This is a genomic window from Paenibacillus sp. FSL H7-0323 (assembly GCF_038002725.1).
Lineage (GTDB): Bacteria > Bacillota > Bacilli > Paenibacillales > Paenibacillaceae > Paenibacillus_AQ > Paenibacillus_AQ odorifer.
Map to the genome: position 1 here is coordinate 6,123,019 of NZ_JBBODB010000001.1, position 22,287 is coordinate 6,145,305.

General features: G+C 45.4%; 20 protein-coding genes. 6 read left to right on the forward strand and 14 right to left on the reverse strand.

Annotated elements, in window-relative coordinates; all coding sequences use genetic code 11:
• Positions 1-146 precede the first annotated feature (146 nt).
• Positions 147-1,556, forward strand: a complete 1,410-nt coding sequence (locus tag MHH89_RS27295; RefSeq protein WP_076130628.1) for an aminotransferase-like domain-containing protein — start codon at positions 147-149, stop codon at positions 1,554-1,556.
• Positions 1,557-1,735: 179 nt separating this feature from the next.
• A complete protein-coding gene (locus tag MHH89_RS27300) occupies positions 1,736-2,431 on the forward strand; it encodes a hypothetical protein (RefSeq protein WP_341088584.1) in 696 nt (231 codons plus the stop codon).
• Between the two features lie 795 nt (positions 2,432-3,226).
• Here the strand turns inward: MHH89_RS27300 and MHH89_RS27305 are convergent.
• The 9 genes from MHH89_RS27305 to MHH89_RS27345 all read right to left on the reverse strand — a co-directional run bounded on the left by MHH89_RS27305 (position 3,227) and on the right by MHH89_RS27345 (position 12,115).
• Positions 3,227-4,636, reverse strand: a complete 1,410-nt coding sequence (locus tag MHH89_RS27305) for a nucleoside recognition domain-containing protein (protein WP_076220490.1) — start codon at positions 4,634-4,636, stop codon at positions 3,227-3,229.
• Complete coding sequence (locus MHH89_RS27310; RefSeq protein ID WP_076130631.1) at positions 4,614-5,345, reverse strand: FeoB small GTPase domain-containing protein; 732 nt, start codon at positions 5,343-5,345, stop codon at positions 4,614-4,616. Before MHH89_RS27310 ends, MHH89_RS27305 begins: the two co-directional genes overlap by 23 nt.
• The gene (locus tag MHH89_RS27315; RefSeq protein WP_036679839.1) at positions 5,342-5,596 is read right to left on the reverse strand and encodes a FeoA family protein; all 255 of its coding nucleotides are present in this window, start codon (positions 5,594-5,596) and stop codon (positions 5,342-5,344) included. The genes MHH89_RS27310 and MHH89_RS27315 overlap by 4 nt, the downstream gene beginning before the upstream one ends.
• A gap of 226 nt (positions 5,597-5,822) precedes the next feature.
• Positions 5,823-6,281, reverse strand: coding sequence for an SRPBCC domain-containing protein (locus tag MHH89_RS27320; protein WP_076104700.1), 459 nt, complete (start codon positions 6,279-6,281; stop codon positions 5,823-5,825).
• Between the two features lie 105 nt (positions 6,282-6,386).
• On the reverse strand, positions 6,387-7,343 hold the full coding sequence (locus tag MHH89_RS27325; protein WP_076280460.1) for a helix-turn-helix transcriptional regulator: 957 nt from the start codon (positions 7,341-7,343) through the stop codon (positions 6,387-6,389).
• A 147-nt stretch (positions 7,344-7,490) separates the two neighbouring features.
• Positions 7,491-9,437: an FtsX-like permease family protein gene (locus tag MHH89_RS27330; protein WP_076307419.1), complete on the reverse strand. Its 1,947-nt coding sequence runs from the start codon at positions 9,435-9,437 to the stop codon at positions 7,491-7,493.
• A complete protein-coding gene (locus tag MHH89_RS27335; protein ID WP_036679832.1) occupies positions 9,412-10,182 on the reverse strand; it encodes an ABC transporter ATP-binding protein in 771 nt (256 codons plus the stop codon). Before MHH89_RS27335 ends, MHH89_RS27330 begins: the two co-directional genes overlap by 26 nt.
• A gap of 239 nt (positions 10,183-10,421) precedes the next feature.
• Positions 10,422-11,420 carry a sensor histidine kinase gene (locus MHH89_RS27340; RefSeq protein WP_312148953.1) on the reverse strand — a complete coding sequence of 333 codons (999 nt, stop codon included), beginning with the start codon at positions 11,418-11,420 and terminating at the stop codon, positions 10,422-10,424.
• Entirely contained in the window at positions 11,417-12,115 is a 699-nt protein-coding gene (locus MHH89_RS27345) for a response regulator transcription factor (RefSeq protein ID WP_076282065.1), read from the reverse strand. Before MHH89_RS27345 ends, MHH89_RS27340 begins: the two co-directional genes overlap by 4 nt.
• Before the next feature lie 113 nt (positions 12,116-12,228).
• Between MHH89_RS27345 and MHH89_RS27350 the strand changes: the two genes are divergently transcribed.
• Positions 12,229-12,390 carry a hypothetical protein gene (locus MHH89_RS27350; RefSeq protein WP_341088586.1) on the forward strand — a complete coding sequence of 54 codons (162 nt, stop codon included), beginning with the start codon at positions 12,229-12,231 and terminating at the stop codon, positions 12,388-12,390.
• 1,405 nt (positions 12,391-13,795) lie between these two features.
• The gene (locus MHH89_RS27355) at positions 13,796-14,701 is read left to right on the forward strand and encodes a GNAT family N-acetyltransferase (protein ID WP_312148959.1); all 906 of its coding nucleotides are present in this window, start codon (positions 13,796-13,798) and stop codon (positions 14,699-14,701) included.
• 305 nt (positions 14,702-15,006) lie between these two features.
• Here the strand turns inward: MHH89_RS27355 and MHH89_RS27360 are convergent, their stop codons facing one another.
• The gene (locus MHH89_RS27360) at positions 15,007-16,161 is read right to left on the reverse strand and encodes a phosphodiester glycosidase family protein (protein WP_340034586.1); all 1,155 of its coding nucleotides are present in this window, start codon (positions 16,159-16,161) and stop codon (positions 15,007-15,009) included.
• A gap of 257 nt (positions 16,162-16,418) precedes the next feature.
• Here MHH89_RS27360 and MHH89_RS27365 point away from each other — a divergent pair, with 257 nt between their 5' ends.
• Both MHH89_RS27365 and MHH89_RS27370 read left to right on the forward strand, forming a co-directional pair.
• Positions 16,419-17,006, forward strand: a complete 588-nt coding sequence (locus MHH89_RS27365; RefSeq protein ID WP_076282062.1) for a histidine phosphatase family protein — start codon at positions 16,419-16,421, stop codon at positions 17,004-17,006.
• A 77-nt stretch (positions 17,007-17,083) separates the two neighbouring features.
• The gene (locus tag MHH89_RS27370; RefSeq protein WP_081383526.1) at positions 17,084-17,902 is read left to right on the forward strand and encodes a GGDEF domain-containing protein; all 819 of its coding nucleotides are present in this window, start codon (positions 17,084-17,086) and stop codon (positions 17,900-17,902) included.
• Between the two features lie 67 nt (positions 17,903-17,969).
• Here MHH89_RS27370 and MHH89_RS27375 read toward each other — a convergent pair whose 3' ends face one another.
• The 4 genes from MHH89_RS27375 to MHH89_RS27390 form a co-directional block, all read right to left on the reverse strand.
• Positions 17,970-19,202 carry an SLC45 family MFS transporter gene (locus tag MHH89_RS27375; RefSeq protein ID WP_076307458.1) on the reverse strand — a complete coding sequence of 411 codons (1,233 nt, stop codon included), beginning with the start codon at positions 19,200-19,202 and terminating at the stop codon, positions 17,970-17,972.
• Between the two features lie 4 nt (positions 19,203-19,206).
• A complete protein-coding gene (locus tag MHH89_RS27380; RefSeq protein ID WP_076104695.1) occupies positions 19,207-19,944 on the reverse strand; it encodes a glycerophosphodiester phosphodiesterase in 738 nt (245 codons plus the stop codon).
• A 102-nt stretch (positions 19,945-20,046) separates the two neighbouring features.
• Positions 20,047-20,913 (reverse strand): STM4011 family radical SAM protein, encoded by an 867-nt coding sequence (locus tag MHH89_RS27385; protein ID WP_076195184.1) that lies wholly within the window; start codon positions 20,911-20,913, stop codon positions 20,047-20,049.
• Positions 20,910-22,259 carry an STM4012 family radical SAM protein gene (locus MHH89_RS27390; protein WP_076129568.1) on the reverse strand — a complete coding sequence of 450 codons (1,350 nt, stop codon included), beginning with the start codon at positions 22,257-22,259 and terminating at the stop codon, positions 20,910-20,912. The genes MHH89_RS27385 and MHH89_RS27390 overlap by 4 nt, the downstream gene beginning before the upstream one ends.
• Positions 22,260-22,287: the final 28 nt, after the last annotated feature.

A 22,287-nucleotide genomic window follows, 5' to 3' on the forward strand; every position in this document is an offset into this window, starting at 1 on the left:
CTTTATAAAATATAAGAATTTATAAGCTGGCATTTTGTTAATCATATAGGGGAGAGGACAGAACAGATTGCCTTGTGTAGAACAGATTAATTCGGAAATCGTGTACAATATGATTACAAGGTTGTTCGGAGAGGAGTTGTAGCCAGATGAAAAAGGTTGTGGGAGCGGAGCATAATCATCCTTTGTTTCGGCAGGTCTATGAATTTCTATTAAATCGCATGGAGCGAGGGGAATGGGTCGCACATGATAAGCTTCCTTCTATACGGCTGCTGGCGGAGGAGCTTAAGGTACATCGACTGACCGTATTCAAAGCGTACAGACGGTTGACGGAGGATGGAAAGGTTTATGTAAAAGATAAATCAGGATATTACGTGGCACCCATAATCTCGCTTCCTGCTATTGAAGTAGGAGCCGCAGTATCGGCTTATGCGCTCACTAATCCGCTGTCTGATATTCAGAGAGTGCCAGTTAAGTATCAGTTCTCGCAGGCGCTGATTGATCCGGGGCTGCTGCCGAATCTTTTTCTATCTGACTATGTTAAAAAAGTGTTCGATCTATATCCCAAGGTAATGGGAACGTATGCCTCGGTCCAGGGGGATAACGAGCTGCGTGAGACGTTAAGCCACCACTTTCGGAAGCAACATCGGCTGCAGTTAACTTCGGAAGAGCTGCTTATTACCTCGGGTGCACAGCAGGCGATCAATCTGATTGCCCGGATTGTGCTTGGTCCTCTGGATACGGTGCTTGTGGAGCGGCCTACTTATAGTGTTGCTATGGATATTTTTCGCCGGGAGGGGGCACGGTTGGTTCCGGTAGAGATCACTCCGGAGGGATATGATCTGGAGGAAGTAGAAGCTTTGATGAAAAAGCATAAACCGCGTATGTTCTACATTAATCCAACGCATCACAATCCAACGGGATACACGGTGCCTGTGCAACAGCGCAAGCTGTTGGTAGAACTGGCCGAACGTTATCGCTGTTTACTGGTGGAGGATGACCCGTTCCGCGATATGTATTTTGATGAGGAGCCGCCGCCGCCCTTTTTTGCTTATGATACGGAGGGGTGGGTGATCTATATCAGCAGCTTCAGTAAATATGTAGCCCCTGGCTTACGAATCTGTGCGGTGGCCTGCCGATATCCATTTATGGAGCGTCTAATCACGGCCAAATCACTCGCAGACAATGGCACTCCGCTGCTGAATCAAAAAATATTTCTACATTACTACACCTCCCCACGCTTGCAACAGCATCTCGGTAAGCTGCGTATTGCGCTTCAAGTGCATAAGGAAATTGTAGAAGAGGAGCTGGCGGGGACTGGCTGGGAATGGACGACTCCGCAAGGCGGACTAAATCTATGGGTGAAACTACCGGAGCATCTTACGATGGATCGCCTGTTTGCTTCAAGTATGGCGCAGTCGATCGCTTTTGTTCCTGGGGAGTTATTTGATCCACTGGGGGAAATGAAGTCAAGGCTTCGCCTAAGTTATTCCTTTGCAAGCGAAGGGGTGCTGCGCGAAGGAATACAGCGTTTGATTGGGATCGCGCACAGTTTGTGAGTGGTACAGCAGGTATGGGGGATTAATGAAGAGGATATGAGGAGTTAAAGAAGATTAGAGGAATTAAAGAAGAAGTTTAGATTAATTGCTACCGGATAGACTTGTATCACTTGTTTGGCAATTCCTGTAACACTTTCCACGTTTGCTCCGTCTGTAAGGTAAAGAAGGGGGTTATCAAAGTGCGAAAGATCAATTTCCGAAAGTTCAATTTCCGAAGTCCAATGATGATATTTCTAGGTGTCCTATTAATATTTACGGCTTTGCTGACGGTACGACCCTCGGTCACTTACGCCTGTTCCTGTGTTATGCCTGCGGAGCCACTGGAAGCTCTTGAGAAAAGTACAGCTGTTTTTGTCGGAAAAGTAGTGGATATGAAGGAGCCGTCACAGGGGAACATAATTTCTTCTGCTGATCCAGTAAAGGTAACCTTTGAGGTGGATTCCAGCTGGAAAGGGGTCAAGGGGAATCAAGTTACATTAACTACGGCTTTATCTTCTGCAAGCTGCGGCTTTGAATTTGTGGAAGGGGAAAGTTACATTGTCTATGCTTATGCTAGAGACGGCGGAGACTCTGGTAATCTGGAGGCTAGTTTATGCAGTCGAACTAAGCGGCTAACCGCTGACTCAGTGGATCTAAAAGAGCTGGGACCGGGTATTTCGCCTACAAGGCCTACCGCTTCTCCGGAGGTAACCCCGAATAATTCACCGGAGTCAGAAGCTGGGAGTAATGAGCCTGATCAAACGGGGAACCCGGCTGGGGACAGTGATTCCTTTCCACTTGTTAATGTGGGGATTAGTGGAATAATTATCGTTCTAGCAGCTATAGCTGGGGCTGTTCTATACCGTCGTAGAAATGATGGAACGCGCAAAAAATGACTCTAACTGTAGAGTCACGTCATGTAATGTAATGGTGGGATCAAGTTAGGACGTAAGAGTATATAAGGGGTTGTGATAAAATAAGCGGTCGCTCGGGATAAACATCCGAGCGACCGCTTATTTGTTTGAGAAGACCTTGAGTAACTGGTGTTGGGCTGTGTTGGTGGACCAGTGGTGGAGTATGTTGGTGGGCGAAAAGGTACTGATGCTAATGCTGGTGTGTGCTGAAGGGCGGCGTAGGTCTAGAGTTGGTATGTGTGGAAGGGCGATGCAGGTCTAGTGCTGGTGCTGGTGCTGGTGCTGGTGCTGGTGCTCAAGTGTAGCTCGGAACCATCTAGAATCAATAATTAGGGAAATCCTCCCTGATTTTATCGTGTTTTACTCATTAATAGCGATAATTGGGGAATTCCTCCCTAAAATTCTGCGGAAATTGCCCTTTTTGCCTATAATCGGCTAATTATTAGGGAGAAATTCCGCAAAAAGTCCAATGTGTGCTTATAAAGATCGATTATCAGGGAGAAATTCCGCAAAAAGTTTAACGCGCGCCTATAAAGTTCGAATTTGAGGGAGAATCTCCTTAAATATCAGTTCAAGGAGGGCAGAATTTTGTGAAGCAAGTTGAACTTTAGATTGTAAGGTAAAGTAAGGTGAATTCCGTGTAGCAAGGTTAATTTGGGTGATGTGATTAAGGTGAATTTAGTGAGTTAATGATGAATTTTTGCGATGTAAGTTGAAATCAGTTGAAGTCAGTTGTGATGTCACTTGAGTTTAGATCGCAAGCCTACCTCACCCTCGTCACACCCACCCAAATAACCGGGCAAGCTGAGCGACAGCAAAGGTTACTCCGATGGCGATACCCAGCGGAATGACTGCTGAGAGAACGGCCCACTTCATGCTTTTTGTTTCCTTGTAAATGTTCACGAGTGTCGTACCACAAGGATAGTGGAGCAGGGAGAACAGCATCATGTTGAGTGCGGTCAGCCAGGTCCAGCCATGTGAGAGAAAGACATCTTTGATACTGCCTAAGCTGTCGATATCAACCATAGCGCCTGAGGACATATAGCCCATAAGCAGGATAGGCAATACGATTTCATTCGCAGGAAGTCCAAGAATAAAGGCCATGATGATAAAGCCATCCATGCCAAGCAAATGTGCGAACGGATCAAAGAATGCAGCCATATGATTCAGTACAGAATCGCCGCCAATAAACAGATTGCCTAGAATCCAAGTGATAATCCCGGCAGGGGCAGCAACGACGATAGCCCGAGTAAGTACGTTAAGGGACTTATCTTTGGAGGAAATAAGTATGGTCTTCCAGATTTGTGGACGGCGGTAGGGAGGAAGCTCCAATGTGTAATGTGTGGGAACCCCACGCAGCGCAGTTTTGGACATGACCCAGGAAACGGTTAAGGTAACAATTATGCCGATTAGAACCATTCCCATTAGGACGGAGGCAGTGGTGAATGTACGAAGCGCGCCTGTCGTAGCGGCTCCTGCCATAAATAAGGAAGACAATAAAATCAGCGTGGGCCAGCGGCCGTTGCAAGGGACAAAATTGTTGGTCAGTATAGCCAGCATTCGTTCACGCGGCGATTCGATGATTCGTGTGGAGAGGATAGCGGCCGCGTTACAGCCGAAGCCCATGGACATGGTTAAAGCTTGCTTGCCATGACCACCTGATTTTTTGAACAGTCGGTCCATGTTAAACGCAACGCGTGGCAGATACCCGAAATTCTCAAGCAGAGCGAATACGGGGAAAAAGATCATCATCGGTGGCAGCATGACACTGATTACCCATGAGGTGCCTCGATACAAGCCAAGCACAAGCACGCCGTGCAGCCAAGCAGGGGCATGGAGAGCCTCAAATCCCGCTGTCAGATATCCTTCGATGAAGCCAAAGAAGGAAGCGAGCCAGCTAGAAGGGTAGTTAGCCCCGGCAATCGTAATCCAGAATACGACACCGAGAATGGCGAGCATGATGGGAAAACCCCAAATTTTGGAGGTCACGATATTATCCAGCTTGTAAGTGCTGTTCAGTTTCTTCTTATCCCGATAAGTAACTGCATCTCCGCAGATGCCTGCGGATACGCCATATATACCACTGACAATCTCATCCCGAATGGCTCCGCCGTCAGCGAGCTTTTTTGCGGTGGACAATAGGGAATCTAGAGCGTCAGATCCCTTAGTGATAGGCAGTGACTCCATGGCCGATGACCTCCTTTGCTTCGGGTAAATCCTTGCTTTTCATATGCTCTTTAAGTGAAGTAAGCAGGCTGTCATCACCGTCCAATAAGCGCAGTGCAATCCAGCGAGCGGGATATTTGGTACCGATGGTTTGCTCTACCAATGGTGTAAGCTCGGCAATTCCCCGTTCGATCTCTTCGTTGTAACTAATCCGCAGCGGCTGCGCTGTGAATGAGCCTGTAGCCACTCGCTCCACTTGATCCAATAAGGCATCGATCCCTATTTTATTGCGTGCCGATATCGCAACGACGGGTACGCCGAGACGTTTGGAGATACTCTTCAGGTTGATGTCGATGCCCAGCTTACGTGCTTCATCAATGAGGTTGATGCAGACAACCGCCCGTCCGGTAATCTCCAGTACTTGCAAGGCAAGATTGAGATTACGTTCCAGCGAAGTAGCGTCAAGCACTACAAGTGTCACGTCTGGCTGTTCAAAAATAATATAATCTCTAGCCGCTTCTTCATCCGCGGAATTTGAGTATAGGGAGTACGTTCCTGGTAAATCTACCGCGAGGTATGAATGGTTATTGTGTTTGAATTCGCCTTCGGCAGTAATGACGGTTTTACCTGCCCAGTTTCCAGTATGCTGTCGCATGCCGGTTAGCAGGTTGAATAGTGTGCTTTTTCCGGTGTTAGGATTGCCTGCAAAAGCGACGGTGAACTGACTCATGCTTCTACACCTCCAATTAATTCTCCGAATATTAAAGAACTTTCTTCTCTACGCAATGCAATGGTCGTATTGCTTACCCGAAAAGCTATAGGATCTCCTAATGGACTACGCCGCAACACCTCTACGATATTCCCGACTACGAACCCGAGGTCCAGTAATCTTCTTCTAAGCACACCTTGAACTTCAATGTCGCTGATGCGCAGCGTGCTACCCTTTGCAGCCTCTGATAAAGGAATAGTTGTTCCAGTCATGAGATCCCTTCTTTCATTTATATTTTTACCGCCTACGGTTTTTATTTTGTGTATTAGAACATTTCTTGTAGTCTGGCACAACATTAGTATATGGCAACAACTTTGTCCCTGCAACAAGAATGTTTCCCTTAGGCAAAATAAAATTAAGCAAAAAAAGCCCCTGACGAAAGAGGGCTTGTACGCTCTTTTCCGCAGGGTTGAGCTTAATTCTTAATTAACATTAAAATTACGACCAGCTGCCAAAATCAAGTGTACGTCCGGTCTCGACCAAGGTTTTAATATTACTCAGAACCTGCCACCAGGCGTTGATACTGCCAGCATATGAAGGATCATCAGGATGCCATTCATCGTGGATAAGCGTAAGCTTAGTAGTTCCACCCACCGGTTCAAGCAGCCAAGATATACGCGATTCATATCTTTCTGTACCCTTATGATAGGAGGGGCCGACCTTATGCGTGAAACGAAACGCTTTTTGTGGAGTGAACTCCAGCAGAGTCCCATATACATGTATCGTTTCATCGCCATCTGCACCGGGACCAACATATTCCAGCAATTCACCTTCTTTAAAAGTGGATTGGATTACGCTCCCGTAGTAAATCTGTTTAGTACCTTCGGGAGAGATCAAAGTCTCCCATACCTGCTCAGGTGTTCCGCCAATATAAAATTCATAGTGAAGTTCTTTCATTCCTTATTCCTCCTTGGTTTGTACAATCATTTATTCCCTTAGACTTATTTACACTATACAAAAGGATCACTGACAACTACGGTCAGTGATCCTAAAATAATCATTTTAAGTTTTATAATAAGCTGCCAGATCGGTAGCTATAGCGGACAGCTTTTGTTTCAGAGCTAAAGGCTCTAGGATTCGTAGTGTTGATCCATAAGGCAACAAGAAGTAAGGCGCATAAGTCAGTAAGGAGGTCTCATCGACTTGAAAACGGGCTTGTCCGTCAATGCGCTGCACCAGCGCATGTCCAAACAGCCAATGACTGCATAGATCGTTCAGGATTCCTTCATCGGCGGCGATGACTACTGCTATGAGTTTCTCTGGAGTATTTGGTGTGGGCAGCAAGCTTTTTAACAAAAAATCACGTGCAGAGAAGTCAGCAGGACGGGCAAACAGAGCTTCTGTGCGGTGCAGTTCAGTTATTCTATCGACTCGGAAAGACCGAATTTCTTGCCTCTGATGGCAATAAGCAACGGTGTACCATTGCCCTTTCCACAGGACAAGTCCATAAGGATCAATAGCGCGGGAAGAAATCGTCTCCCCGTTTCCCTTCCGATATTCCATCTGGAGGGTATGTCCGTTCGCCGTCGCTAATTCAAGCTCTTGCAGTAGGTGGGGAAGCGGCGCAGCAGGGGAGTGGATGGTTTCTATCCCGCTCTCATGACGCTCCATCTGTTCTAATTGCTGCGCATTGCTGTACCGTTTCAGTTTGGCGATTGCTTGATCTAGAGCTTCTACATAAGGATATCCAGTTCCCCGCGCAAAGGAGGCGGCTTGCAGGAGGGAACGTTGTTCGTCGGAGTCAAAGAATAACGGGACCTCGGAAAAATGCTCCGGAAGGCTATAGCCACCACCAGGTCCACTATCCGCGATAATGGGTACGCCACTGATGCATAACGCGTCGATGTAACGATAGACAGAGCGGACACTGATCTCTAGCGCTTCTGCTAGTTCCCCGGCGGTTCTTCCCCGTTGCTTGAGCATCCAGAGAATGGATAACATGTGATCAGCCTTGGACATAAATCAGGAACCTCCTTGCCTCATTAATTAGTAATAGTTTACTAACTATAGCAAATTGCCTATTGATCAGCTAGAGAACCTTTTGGTGCTGCCATAAGTTCCAAGCCGCGAAGTACATCCAGGGTTACGATTCTTTTCAACATGGTGTTACACCATTATTTTCTTGAGACTATGAATGTACCGTGATCTCGCAATAAGGAAATAGATAGTTTGCACAACCAGAAATACAGCAGATGTAGTAAGCACGGGCACAGTTACATTTGTGATATTAATCTGTTTCAGTATCGGGCGTATCACGACAAGGGTCTGAATGGTGGCAATAATAATCGGAATATAGAAAAGCACAGAAATCTGTTTGGTAGCAGAAGCTGACATTTCTTTAGTACTTAAACCGATTTTGGACAAAGCATTATACATTTGCTTATCTGTGTTGAGCTCAGTATGAAGTTTAAAAAAGAGAAAGCTGGCCGATGAAAGCGAGAAGATCAGTGCGATAAAAATTCCTATAAAGCTAAGCATGGCGGCTCCCTGTTTGGTCGATAGATAGCTGTCTGCTCGCGATCCCAGTATAGAGCTGTATTGATGGTTAGCCTTGTTAGCGGCTTTATTCCATTGGATAAGGTCTCTGGTGACAACAGCTTCAGCTGAGCTGTCATTAGGTGTAGGACCGTCCCATGCAGGGATTTTGTATAGATATTTCACATAAGGTCTCGTGTACTTCTCTGCTGAATTTGAAATCTTATGATATAAGTTGTCATCTACGATTAGAAGTGAGGTGGCCATTGGATCTACTGGATGCACCTTTGGTGTTCGTAATTCTTTTAACATCAGTTCCTCATCTTTTTGAACCTTCAAATGAATCGCTCGATTAGCAGCATAATTCTGTGAATCCATATGTGGGTTCAGCAGCAATACAGCTTCTTTTTCAGACAAGGGTCCAACCTCGGATACATCCATCTGTAAGCCCAGTTGATTGAACTGTGAGCGGGAGATCAGATCAATTCCAAGTATTATTTCCTTATCGATTCCTTGAATGGAAGCAGAGATTAGATCTACTTTATTCTCTGTATACTCGACTTTAGCATTCTTTAATTTAGTGTGAATGGGCTCTAAATCTGGTGCTTCATCCTTCGGATCATAAATCGTATAACTCACAGCGAATGGGGATTTTTTATAGAGGTCTGAGTTCGCTTGATTAATCGATAAAAGAATTCCCGAAGCCATGCAGGCAAGCGAGGTAACCACAGTTACAAGGAACAGCATTCTTGCATTGTCTTTAATCTTATAACTCATCTCGGAAATCCACAGCAGATTGGTTCCGCGCCACAACTGTTTGCGTCTTAGTTTTAGTAGGCGAATGCCCAATACAGATAACTGAGAGTAGAAAAAGTAGGTTCCAGCGATACCTGTGACAGCGGCGACTAACAGTGAGGACGGGGACAATTGCTTCCGAATCGCGAGAGCGCCGACGGTCAACAGTAGAAGCCCAAAGAGCGAGAACAACAAGGAGACACGGGGTTCTTTTTTAGGTTTAACATTTCCCTTAAGCAGTTCAAGAACTTGATGTTTACGAATGAACAATAATGTGAAGATCGAAATGACCAGAAATAATGAAATGAAAGAGATAGAAGTAATCATTAACGCCTTCATTGGCCAATAAAAGGGTAGTGGCTCCATGCCCATAATTGTCGTGCTTAGCAGCAAGAATAACTTGGATAAAAGCATGCCGAAAGACACACCTGTTACTATAGAGAGCAGTCCGATCAGCATGTTTTCTATAAGAATCAGCTTGTTGATCTGGCCAGGGCGTGCGCCTAAAATCATCAGTATGCCGAACTCCAGATTACGCATTTTCAGAAACGCACTAATCGAATATAGTACGAAAAAGAACGCAAAGATAAACACAATGTAAGAAGCAATTTGCATGCCGGAGGCTGAATTCGCACCCAGCGCGATGTTGGTAATACTAGGGTGATAAATAAAGACTGAATAAGAGAAAAAGATCATGACCATAAAAGCACTGCTTAAGAAAAAAGCAAAATAAGCGCGCGAATTACGGCGTACATTATTAAACGCGAATTGAGGAAAGTTCATGACTATTCCCTCCCCAGAACGAAAGTGTATCGATAATCTTTTGGAAGAAGGCCTGACGGTTATCTCCCCGGTGAATTTCCGCTGCTAGTTTGCCGTCTTTTATAAAAACAATTCGGTTGCAGTAGCTCGCTGCCAGTGGATCATGTGTTACGAGCATTAGCGTGGTGCCTTCTTTGTGGTTAATATCCTCCAGCGATTCCATCACCATCCGCGAAGAATTGGAGTCAAGCGCACCCGTAGGCTCATCGGCCAAAATAATCGAAGGAGAGGTGATGATCGCCCGGGCAATTGCGGTCCGCTGACGTTGTCCCCCTGAAATTTCATAAGTGCGTTTGCTCAGAATATCGGTAATGTTTAAGCGTTCAGCGACTCTTTGAAGCAAGATTTCCATCTGTGAGAGCTTACGGTTATCCAAAGTCAGGGGCAGCACAATATTTTCGGCGACGGTTAATGTCTCAAGCAGGTTGAAGTCCTGAAACACAAAGCCTAGCTGTTTTCGGCGAAAGTGAGCGAGCTCTTTTTTATTCAAAAGATAAGGGTTGCTGCCATTGATATTCACTTCGCCAGAGGACGGCTGGTCGATTGTGGATACCATATTGAGCAGTGTTGTTTTACCGCTACCAGACGGTCCCATAATTCCGACAAATTCACCTTTTTCAATATTAAGATGAATATCGGTGAGGGCTTGGGTCACTATTTTGCCAGGGTATACCTTATGAAGTCCTTTGACTTCCAATACGTTCATATCATTCATTCCTTCCAATACAAAAATGATTTCATCCGCCTTATTCGGGGAACGGGTTATGTATATAATTTATAAGATCGAGAGATTAGCTGCTATGGATTTACCTTAAGGTTTCCTTACAGAGACGTTAAGGTTATGTTCGCCATTCTCCTTGTGGAGAATGGGTTGAGAGATAAGTAGCCTATAAAGAAGAAGGAGGCTTCAAAGCCATGAATAATGACGATGAAGTCCCCTCAATATTATTTCTGTAGATGATCACTGTTGCTAAAAATAAGCCGCACACGGGTTCCTTCCCCGAGCCGGGACTGAATATCCACCTTGTGTTCGAGCCTGTTGCAAATCTCCCGGACGAGATACAGTCCCATCCCCGTCGATTCATGATAATGTCGTCCGCGGTCACCCGTAAAGTAGGGATTAAAGACCCGCTTCAGATCCTCAGGAGAAATGCCGATCCCTTGATCGGTAATATCCAGAATCGTGTCGGTGCCCACACGCTGAGCTGAGAGGGTAACGGTCTTGCCAGTACCGGAGGTATAGTTTACGGCATTGGTTAAGATTTGGGCCAGCATAAACATTAACCATTTAGCATCGCTATATACCGCGAGATTGGCATCCACCTGTACATCTACTTTTATACCCCGGCGTATGAATAGTCTGCGATTTTCGGCTACCGCCTCACTAACGGTTTTGCGCAGAAGTAACGGTTCAACTTGAAAATCATTTTCAAATCGGTCAAGTCTTGAAGTGTAGATAACCATCTCCAGCCCTCCGCGCAGACGTTCCAGTTCCTCCTGAATACTTGCGGCAGCCTCCTCTTCAAGATCCTTTAGCGTAAGCTGAATTACAGAGAGCGGGGTCTTCATTTGATGAACCCAGCGATTCATGAATACGATATGCTGATCCATCTGGCGCGCATGCGCATTCACTTGCTCCTGATACTGGCGGTCAATCAGCTGCAATAACTCATGGATAGCTTCTGAAAGAGGAGTGTCTCCTAAGGAAACAAGATGTTTTTGGAGCATGTCCATAGGTTCGCTTAATGCTGCATACAATCTCCGGTGCTGAACGTATCGGTAGCCTAGATATAGCAATAGAACTACGGTACTCAAGGCGATTCCATAAAGCATGATAGAGATCGGTCTGTTCTCACCAGACAGCCAATACAGCAAAGGGATAAGCAGCATCTGAAGCAGATAGAATAGGATCAGTGAGATCTGGTCTCTCCAAAAAAGCCTCATGGCGTATCCTTAGAGACATTAAGCCGATAGCCAGCGCCTCTTACGGTTTCCACAATGTCGCCAAGACCGAGATCCTTGAGCTTTTTGCGGACACGGGTTATGTAGACATTTAATGTATTGTCATCTATGAAATGCTGATCCTTCCACATGAGATCGAGCAGACGCTCCCGGTTAACCACTCGTCCTTCCTTAAGCAGTAAAGCTTCCAGTAGAACCGCTTCCTTTTGGGTTAGCTCACTCGTGTACCCGTCGTATTGGATCATATATCGTTCAGGATAGAGGATTAAACCTCCAGATTGGAGTTTATGCTCTTCTTGAGTCTGTGAGTATGAACCGTATGCTCTACGTATGTGGCTGCGGATTTTGGCAAGTACAACCTCATAGTGAAAAGGCTTAGTGATATAATCGTCCCCGCCATTCTCAAGCGCCATCACCTGATCCATTCCACTATCCCGTGCAGAAATGAACAGAATCGGGCAGAGTGAGAGGGAACGAATCTGGCGGCACCAGTAGAACCCATCGTATTTAGGCAGATTGACGTCCAGTAAGATAAGGTCAGCCGAGCTTTCATTAAAAGTCTCCAGCACCCTGTTGAAATCCTCTACAATAATTGTACGGAACCCATATTTCGATAGGTACGTGCTCAGCAAGCTTGCCAGCTTGGCATCGTCCTCTATGATTAGAATCGTCTCCATATTTTCACTCCTTTGTTCAGTTATACAGTAACATGGACAAGGAAAATTATGCAAAAAGAGTACTCTTATTCGTGGTCAACGTAAGAATCTAGCTAGATTTATCGAAGGGGAATTTGGCTGATCTAAGCCTAGCTGATCTAGCTCTAGCTGACCTAGCTGTAGCTGGCCTAGCTGTAGCTGATCTAGCTCTAGCTGGCCTAGCTTTAAGCAATCCAGATTTCGCTCAAGCAGCTTATTCAGACTTAATTGCACTTTGTACACTTATTTCTGCGTAGATAGACCCTAGAAGCCGTTTAGTTGCACTTCGTGCAGCTAAAAAGGGTGAATTCGGTGCAATTAAAGGAAAACCGGAAATTTAACTGCACGAAATACAACTAACTATCTTTTGAAGGAGCATTCTGAGGAATAGTTGCACTAAATGCAGTTAACGGATGCGTGGAGCTCATAATTATCGCTTGAGAAAGCTTGATCAGTGACTATTTCCTCCGGAAGAAGATCGCGCACTCCAAAGCTTTCTCTAATTGCACTTTGTACACTTATTTCTGCGTAGATAGACCCTAGAAGCCGTTTAGTTGCACTTCGTGCAGCTAAAAAGGGTGAATTCGGTGCAATTAAAGGAAAACCGGAAATTTAACTGCACGAAATACAACTAACTATCTTTTGAAGGAGCATTCTGAGGAATAGTTGCACTAAATGCAGTTAACGGATGCGTGGAGCTCATAATTATCGCTTGAAAAAGCTTGATCAGTGACTATTTCCTCCGGAAGAAGACCGCCCACTCCAAAACTTTCTCTAATTGCACTTTGTACACTTATTTCTGAGTAGATAGTCCCTAGAAGCTATTTAATTGCACTTCGTGCAACTAAAAAGGGTAAACTGGGTGCAATTAAAGGAAAACCAGAAATTTAACTGCACGAAATACAACTAACTATCTTTTAAAGGAGCATTCTGAGGAATAGTTGCACTAAATGCAGTTAACGGATGCGTGGAGCTCATAATTATCGCTTGAAAAAGCTTGATCAGTGACTATTTCCTCCGGAAGAAGAACGCCACTCCAAAGCTTTCTCTAATTGCACTTTGTACACTTATTCCTGCGTAGTTGGTCATTAGAAGCCATTTAATTGCACTCTGTGCAACTAAAAAGGGTGAATCTAGTGCAATTAAAGGGAAATCAGAAATTTAACTGCACGAAATACAACTAACTATCTTTTGAAGGAGCATTCTGAGGAATAGTTGCACTAAATACAATTAACAGATGTGTGGAGCTCATAATTATCGCTTGAAAAAGCTTGATCAGTGACTATTTCCTCCGGAAGAAGACCGCCCACTCCAAAGCTTTCTCTAATTGCACTTTGTACACTTATACCTGCGTAGTTGGTCCTTAGAAGCCATTTAATTGCACTTCGTGCAACTAAAAAGGGTGAATCTAGTGCAATTAAAGGAAAACCAGAAATTTAACTGCACGAAATACAACTAACTATCTTTTTAAGTAACTTTCTGAGGAATAGTTGCACTAAATGCAGTTAACGGATGCGTGGAGCTCATAATTTCCACTCGAGAAATGTTTGTTTTGTGAACGTACGGATCATATTAGGTAGTATAAAATAATAATAACTAATTATGATATATGCTTCATTTTGCATCCCCCTTAATATGAAATTAAAGAGAGGGGCGTGGAAAATGAACATTAATTTTAGAAGCTACCGTTCTGAAGATCTGCTAAAGGTACGTCATTTTCTTATAAAAAGTTATAGTAAGCTAAAGACTCCAAATACCTGGCTTATAGACCGCTGGGAATTTGTTATTTTTTTTCAGGAGACGAGAAGTGGAACGCTGGAGCAGTGGGAACAAAAAGTGGGCTTATGGGAGTATGAGAATGGAGAGCTTGCAGCTGTAGTGTGCAGGGACGATGGGTTCTATTTTCAGTGTGCTGAGATGAATCCTCCGGAAAAATTACTTGAAGAAATGTTCGCTTTTGCTGAACAAAAAGCTGAGGAAGAGAACGGTGGTTACGTAGAGCTGTATGTGCCAATACCGGAGAATATGACTTCTGCGGCGGAGGTTGCTCGTAAGAGGGGGTATTATCAAACGGGTGGTAAGGAAAGTGTAAACTCCTTGCGATTGGATAAGGAATTCCCTGTGGAGCTCCCCTCTGGCTTTAGAATATGCAGCGGAGATGAGATTGAGGTTACTGCAAAAGCGCTCGGACATATCATGGCCTTCGACTATGCAGAAACGGCGGAGGCAGAGCTCACGCTGCTGCATTATGGGAATATGAGTAACGCTCCAAGCTATAATCCGCAGCTCGATCTTAGCGTTGTGAATGACGCGGGCGAAGTGGTTTCCTTTTGTAATATTTTTTGGGACAGCAGCAATAGAATTGGTGCTCTGGAGCCTGTAGGCACATCCATTAATTATCGAAAGCTGGGACTGGGACGGGCGGTTCTACACGAAGGATTTAACCGTTTAAAACAACTCGGAGCTAGTAAAGTTTACGTAGGTTCTATGCAGCCTTTCTATGAGAAATTGGGCTTTACTACAGAAGTTTGGTTACAGGTGTGGGAATATTCAGGTCACACAGATTAAGTTGCACCGGCTGCCCCCGACATTGGATCTGTCAGCAGTACCTAAACTGGCAACGTTTTATGAAAAATCCCCTTGATGGGTAAGTCATCAAGGGGATTTTTGGGTTTGAGCTCGGCAATCATATGCTGCACAGTAATCTCATACGTCGCACAGCAATCATACCGCCATAGCAATTATGCGCTGCAAACTGCCTCTGATTGCACTTTGTACAATAGAATCATATATTCTTAGTAGCCATAGTCGAGCAGTAGCTGAGTCAAATCACAAAGCTCAGCACTCGCAACTAGCCGTCTGGCCAAGAGATTTTATTGATATTTGACTACAATCGCATTGCTGATCTGACGCCCAGGGGACGTAAGATATTTGCCGTTGTAGTAGAGCCCGCTGGATGCACCACCATCCAGATTCATGGCTTGATACGCTCCAGCTTGCTTCATCATTTCTGCCAGCTGTGGGATGGTGGCTCCACCAGTGGTCAGTAGAATGAGCTTATGGTCGCGTGTTAATCCGAGCGCGCTGCGTGCTCCGCCGCCGGTTAAGATTTTTGGATCTTTGAAGCCTTCTGCCGCGACATTTAGGGATACCTTGCCGTTCACAAGAAGACGCGGGCCGGCTTGAAGAGCTCCTTCCATAGAACCGGAAGCGAAGCGGCTTGTGAATTCCAGCCCAGGAATCAGTGACGCCAGATGGTTGCTGTCATAGGTAAAAATCGTCCGGCGATCCCCGGAGCTATTTTTAAGCATTTTTCCGCCGCTGACAATGTACCCGTATGGAGCTTTGTATGCTCCTTTTGTATAGGCATCAAAAAATGTTCCGTTAATCGCAACTACGGCATTATTACGTTTAGCCAGACTGCTTAGGTCCTCTACTTTTCCGACCGTATTTCCAGCCAGTACGACATCAAGTTTCACCTTAGGATGCATCAGGGACACTGTAACCGTCTGGGCTTTGAAGGATCTGCCGCCAACTTTGAAGGTTTTACTAGCGCTGACAACTGGTGAAGAATCCGCTTTGATTAGTGCGCCGGACTGTACAGGAACAGTGGTTGCAATATCATTACTCTTAAGGGTTAATGAAGAGGCTTCCTTATCCCAGGTTAATTGAATGCCAAGCGTTGTGCTGATAAAAGACAACGGGATATATACCGTGCCATTATCACTGAAAGCAAGATCAGTTAGCGTAACCGACTTTTCATTGACGAGCGCAGCGGTTTGACCTAATGTAAGCGTTATGGTGGTGTCTGCATTCGTAATGCTTATACGTTTTTCGTTAGGATTCCATACAGACTGTATACCAGTGAAGCTATTTAAGAGACGCAGTGGTATGTATGAATGGTTATTCTTGTCCACATAGACGGTGTTTTTAGGAACTGGTGTTGCACCAACAGTGGATGGGCAAGTGGCGACAAGTGGAACGAGCAGTAAGAAGGTAAGAAACAGAGTGGACCCTAGCTTTTTCATCATAAACAATTACTCCTTATCTTGTAGCTGTTGTAAAAAACGACAAGGTTTATTATACCTCATGTTCAAAAACTTGGATAACCTTTATTTTTAAATGTTCATAGGGTGAATCTGATAGAATATAGATTATATTATTTATATTAGCACTGAAATTGCACTGAAATTGCACTGAGATTAGCACAATAACCAGCACAATAACCACCACAATAACCAGCATCACAATTGCCACTAGACTCAATAGCTAAAAGGAGATTTTTATGACTACGATAGGTTTAATTCGCCATGGAAGTACCGCGTGGAATAAAGAAGGCAGAGTGCAAGGGCATACAGATAATTCATTGGATGCTGAAGGCCTGCAACAGGCACAACTACTGGCTGAACGTCTTAGCACAGAACAATGGGATTACATATATTCAAGTGATTTACTCAGAGCGCGGCAAACGGCAGAGGTTATTGCAGAAAGATTAGGCCTTGAGATCACGGGTTTAGCGTCGGGCATTCGAGAGATGTATGCGGGACTTATTGAAGGAACTACGCAGCAAGAGCGGATTGAACGATGGGGAACCGATTGGAAGACGTTAGATTTGGGTTTGGAAACTCCAGAAGCCAGCGAGCTCAGAGGCAGCGAAGTGATTGAAGAAATTGCGGCGAGACATTCAGGCAGTCATATTCTGATCGTTAGCCATGGTGCAATTTTACGCAGTAGCCTTAGAAGACTACTTCCAGAACTGGACGGCACAGTATTATTGAACAATACGTCAATTACGCGAATAACAAAATCCGAATCGGATGGCTCCTGGAACTGCGAGTTATATAATTGTGCGCGGCATTTGGAGAAAGAGTAAGTGTTCAGATAATGTTCAGAGCTTTTTTATATATTGGTATCGCAGTACAGTAAGCTAATTATTTGTAGTTCAGAAGGATGTGCGAATTAAAGGTGGTAGAGGTTCAGATTTATTTACAAACGTTAATGTCCATTATCATCGCAGGGGTTGTAGGTTATTTAGTATTGAGATTTTACCGGGATGTTGCTAGTAAGGAACCAAAACAAAGAGCGGTTTATACGGGCCTTTCCATTATAACTATCGTCGTTGGATTGTGGGCAATGCATCAGCTAGGCAAAAAAACCTTAGAAGAAACTATAGAGGTCAATGGGGGGATTTTCACTCCGTTATTGATATACGCGCTTACGATAGCTGTTTTAATGTTTTTGCTTACACGGCTGAACCTTGTTTTGGCGGAAAGAGAGCAGCTTAAGGAACTTGCCTATAAGGATGGCTTGACGGGGCTCTTAAACAAGAATGGAATGGATCACTTTTGGGATCGCTGCAAAGTAAATGAGCAACTAGCCGTATTGTTTATGGATTTGAACCGGTTCAAATCAATCAATGACAGCTTAGGACATCATGTGGGCGATTTACTGCTGCAAGAGGTGGGAGGAAGGTTAAGTCAATTCTCCAGCAAAAGAAAACGCCATATTTTCCGCATAGGCGGCGATGAATTTGTGATTGTAGCTAAAGGCTGCAATCAGAAGGAAGCGGAGCAGTTAGCGGTGCAGATTCTGGAGAAGACGACCAGACATTATCAGCTGGGAGAGCATAACCTCTTTGTATCTGCGAGCATAGGCATCAGCATTAGTCATGGCAAGGTGGATCATTTCAGGCTGCTGCACGAAGCAGATACAGCGATGTACACCGCCAAACAGCTGGGTACAGGTCGTTATTCAGTTTATAAAAATTAGTTTGTTAAGTATAAAATATAAGCGTCAGCCTTGGACATAAATGGATGTCTAAGGCTGACGCTTTTTTTTAGGCTCCCGGTGTGTGAAACTTGTGGGGGACTTGCTTGCGTCCCTTCATCAAGAAGAGGCAGAGCAGGGCAACCGCCATACTAATCGCTGCTACATAAAACAGGATGGAGTAATCAAAAATATCAATCATTAGCCCCAGCAAAGGTGGCGAGCTGATCGCTGCCAGTGAAGAGACCAAATAATACATCCCTGTTCGAGTACCGATACTCTCCTCAGTTCCCGTTGCAACAACATAAGGATAAGAGTTGATGTTGATACAAGCCCAGAAGATTCCTCCTGTCAGGAGTAACGCTCGAAGCACCAGCAGGTCCTGTGCAAACCCAACAAGCGCAAAGACCGTCATCAGGCCACATACGCCGACGATAATGATCTTCTTTTTCCCGAATCGCCCACCCAGCCAACCGCTCGGAATAGCGAACAGCACAAAGGCAAGGGAGAAGAAGGTAAGGGAGAAGGAGGCTGCTTGTTCACTGAGGCCCAGATGGTTTTTGCCATACAAGGTAAACAAGGTTTCGACCCCTTGATAAGCTACAAACCAGAAGAAAATCGCTGCCAGTAGAAAGACTGTAGTACGATCCAGCTGGCCGCGAAAGGAGACTCTGGAAGGCTTAACTATCGTCGTATAAGGGCTCCCCGCTGTATCGGATAGAAGCGTAGGGCTTATATTCACACCATCCCGTTTTTCTTTGATGAAGCGCGATACGATAAACAGACATAACAGGGTAATCAGTCCAGCAACGAGAAATGGCAGCGCAGGATTTGATTTATAGAGGATCGAACCCACGCCGAAAGCCAGAATTGATCCGAATCCACCCATGAAATTAATTAATCCGTTAGCCTTTGTACGCTGCTCTTCAGGTGTTATGTCGGGCATGAGAGCGACGGTAGGGGAACGGTATAAACTCATGGCTAAATTCATCAGCATCATAAATAAAAGCAGTGTAAATAGTCCGGTATGAAACGGAATCAGCATAGTCAGCACGGCAGCGAAGGGCATACCGATCATAAGATAAGGCATTCTGCGTCCAAAACGCGAGGTCGTGCGGTCACTCCGATTGCCGATCCAAGGCTGCAAGAATAAGGCGAAGTAATTATCAATCGTCATCATGAAGCTGATTAGGGCCACGCTATGTACATATTTTTCGAGGAAAAAAGGTACAAATGCGTTATACAGACTCCATGTAATGCTGATGCTGAAAAAGCCGAATCCGAGCAGCCAGACTTTTTTCACACCATCACACTCCCTTGTCAGCCAGAAGTCCAGCGAGTAGGTCTGGATGATCGGTAATAATGCCTGATACACCAGCTTCAATTAAATATTTCATCCGCTCGGGATCGTTAACGGTCCAAGGATGGTAGGCGACGCCATGCTTCGCCGCTTCTTCGACGAATTCAGGCAGTACCGCAAAATGATACGCATGCAACGCAGTCGCTCCAAGTGTAGCTGCATAGTCCCAAGGACGATACAAGCCTTCCCCGTATAGAATTCCTGTTCTGATCTCCGGTGCCAGCGACTGACAGTAAGCTAGTGAATAATGGTTGAAGCTCGAAAAAATGACGCGATCGCTCATCTTGAAATCACGTACGGCCGCGATCACTTTTTCCTCCATACCCGGATATAAAAAAGTGCCATTTTTAAGCTCGATATTTAGGATGGTATCTCTACCTTGCAGCAGATCTAATAAATCTTCCAGCAATGGAAGGCGCTCATCTTTGAATTCAGGTCCGAACCATGAGCCTGCGTCCACTTCCAGTAGTTCTGCGAGTGTATGATCCTTCACATAGCCGGTTCCGCTTGTTGTGCGGTTTAGAGTTTCATCATGAATGAGGACTAGGCCGCCATCCTTGGTCATTTGTACATCAGTTTCTATTCCGGTTGCACCCAGCTCAAGACCTTTGCGAAATGCTGCCATAGTATTTTCTGGACACACTGCCGACGCTCCACGATGCGCAAAATTAATGATGTTGTTCATAAGTTATTGTCCCTCCAACTTTAGTGTTTGCTATGCCCCTATAGATGGGGGCTACTTGTCATATTCCACAGAGAGTAAAGAAACCCTGTCTGGAATTTTAAATCAGTTATTCATAGCGCCATACGGGATTCGTTCCAAAAGTCCAGCTTCATAGATGCTCCGCAGCTTCAGCTCGGGCATATGAATATAACCGATATAACAATCGCATACCTTCATTCGGCAGCTTCTAACCGCAGAGAGACCCTCTAGCCCATCACGGTAAAGATTGCCTATGACCCCTCTGTCCTTATAGCAGCGTTTCACAAGCCCAGCGCCCTGTACGTAAAAAACATCTTTTCCTGCATTGCAGGCTTGGCCAAGGCTTTCATAATCCATAGCATTCACAGAAAAATGTGGATCAATCTCGCTAAGGAAGACAAAATCCTCAGCTGTATAATAATCAGGTTTATCTTTGTAAGCATTGACCCATAAGTACACGTTCTCTGGTAACGCAGAACGAAGTGAAGCTATAGCTGAAAAAGCGCTGCGTATTCCAACGCTTCCCACACTAAATGGAACGTCGTTCTCATATAAAGTCAAACATTGCGCCAGAAATTTATCCTCCCGCACTTGTCCGGGGTGGTAGGTGGCCCAAAAGGCCACTTTTTTACGATTCAGCTGGGAGATGAAATCCAGGTTGGCAGATAGGTTGGTCTGAATCGCTACCTTCTCTACATGGTCCATATTGGAGAGGGCAATCATTGCTTCTTTGTACCAGCGATGAATTAGCCCTTCGCCATAGGGATTAAAAAATATAGAAAGCCGATGACCTGCCGCACCTTGCTCAGAGGCCCACGCCACAAAGGCTTCCAGCCCCTGGCGGTCCTTGGCGAGCGTAGCTGCGCTGTCTCTTGTTTTGCCAAAAGGACAATAGGGGCAATCATAGTTGCAGGACGTGAGGGAACCGCGGTAGTAGAGGACCGCATTCATGGCAATACGAACCTTTCCATCTGCTCTCGGATCTCCCCAGAAATAAACCAATCCCCAATCGAATCAGAGTAACCCATCCCTTCGGTGGTAAGGCGCAGGATGCCATCTTCCTCCTGCCCAAGACCGGAATGAAGCAGGTTGGACAGCTCAGGATAATCGCTCCAGAGCGATTGACCGAAACGCTGGCTGTAATCTTCAAGCTTCAGCCCTTCGCTATGTAGAATCGCCTTCAGAATAAAGCGGCGTTTCTGTTCTTCAAGACTCAGCACAATCCCGTAATCCGCAGTATCGTAACGATCCGTCGCAACGTAATCAGCAATAATGCTCTCGGTTGCTTTACGGCTTACCCCATAACGGGAAGCGTAATGCACATGGCGGGTGTAGGATCTTGCTCCGCAGCCCAATCCGACCATTCCTTCTTCTTGGCAGCTATAATCGAGAATGGGTTTAGCTGTTCCTGCGTCTTCCTTGGCGAAACGACGCATGGAGTATTGGCGATATCCTCTCGCTCTAAGCAGCTGCCCAGCGGCTTTGTAGCAATCTAGGCGAATATCGTCCTGACGCTGGATATCACCAGGCTTCACAATCGTATGCTCACGGGTGTAGAGCGGATAGATGAAAATTTCCTCTGGCTCAAAGCTGATCGCTTGATTGAGCGAATATAGCCAAGAGTCGACCGTCTGCCCCGGAAGCCCGTAGATCAGATCTAAATTCAGTATGGGAAAATCATATTTCCCCAGCAGCTCTAGTGCCCGATATACCTCATCCGGATTTTGTGGGCGATAGATGGCCGCCGATTCAGCAGCGACAAAACTTTGGATGCCCATGCTGACCCGATCCACCGTATACTCTTTTAGAATATTCAGCTTCTCTTCGGTAATCGTCTCCGGTGAAGTTTCCACTGAGATGGAGGCTGTATTTGTGTCCAGTCCCATCGTATCAACGGCAATGTGGAACAAGCGGCGGAGCTGATCTGCTGCCAGCAGGGTGGGAGTTCCACCGCCGATCGCAAAACGCGCATAAGGTTTATGTCTGGTGAATTCCGCCCATTGCTTTGCTTGGCGTTCCAGGGCATCCACGTATGTGGCATGAACATTTGCGCGTTTATCAGGCAGGGTAAATAGGTTGCAGAATCCGCAGCGTGCGCCACAAAACGGAATATGCATATATAGAAAGAAAGATTCCGCAGGCTCATCACGCCAGAGTGTTTCTAGCGGCATCGGAGGCTGCAAATCCCTGTAAGCCGTTTTATGTGGATAGGAATACAGATAAGAACGGTAAGGGTGAGCAGTAATGCTGTCTTTCCACTTGTGAAGCTCTTCTAAAGAGAAGGACGATAACGTCATATCAGTTCTCCATCCTTTCCTTGTTATA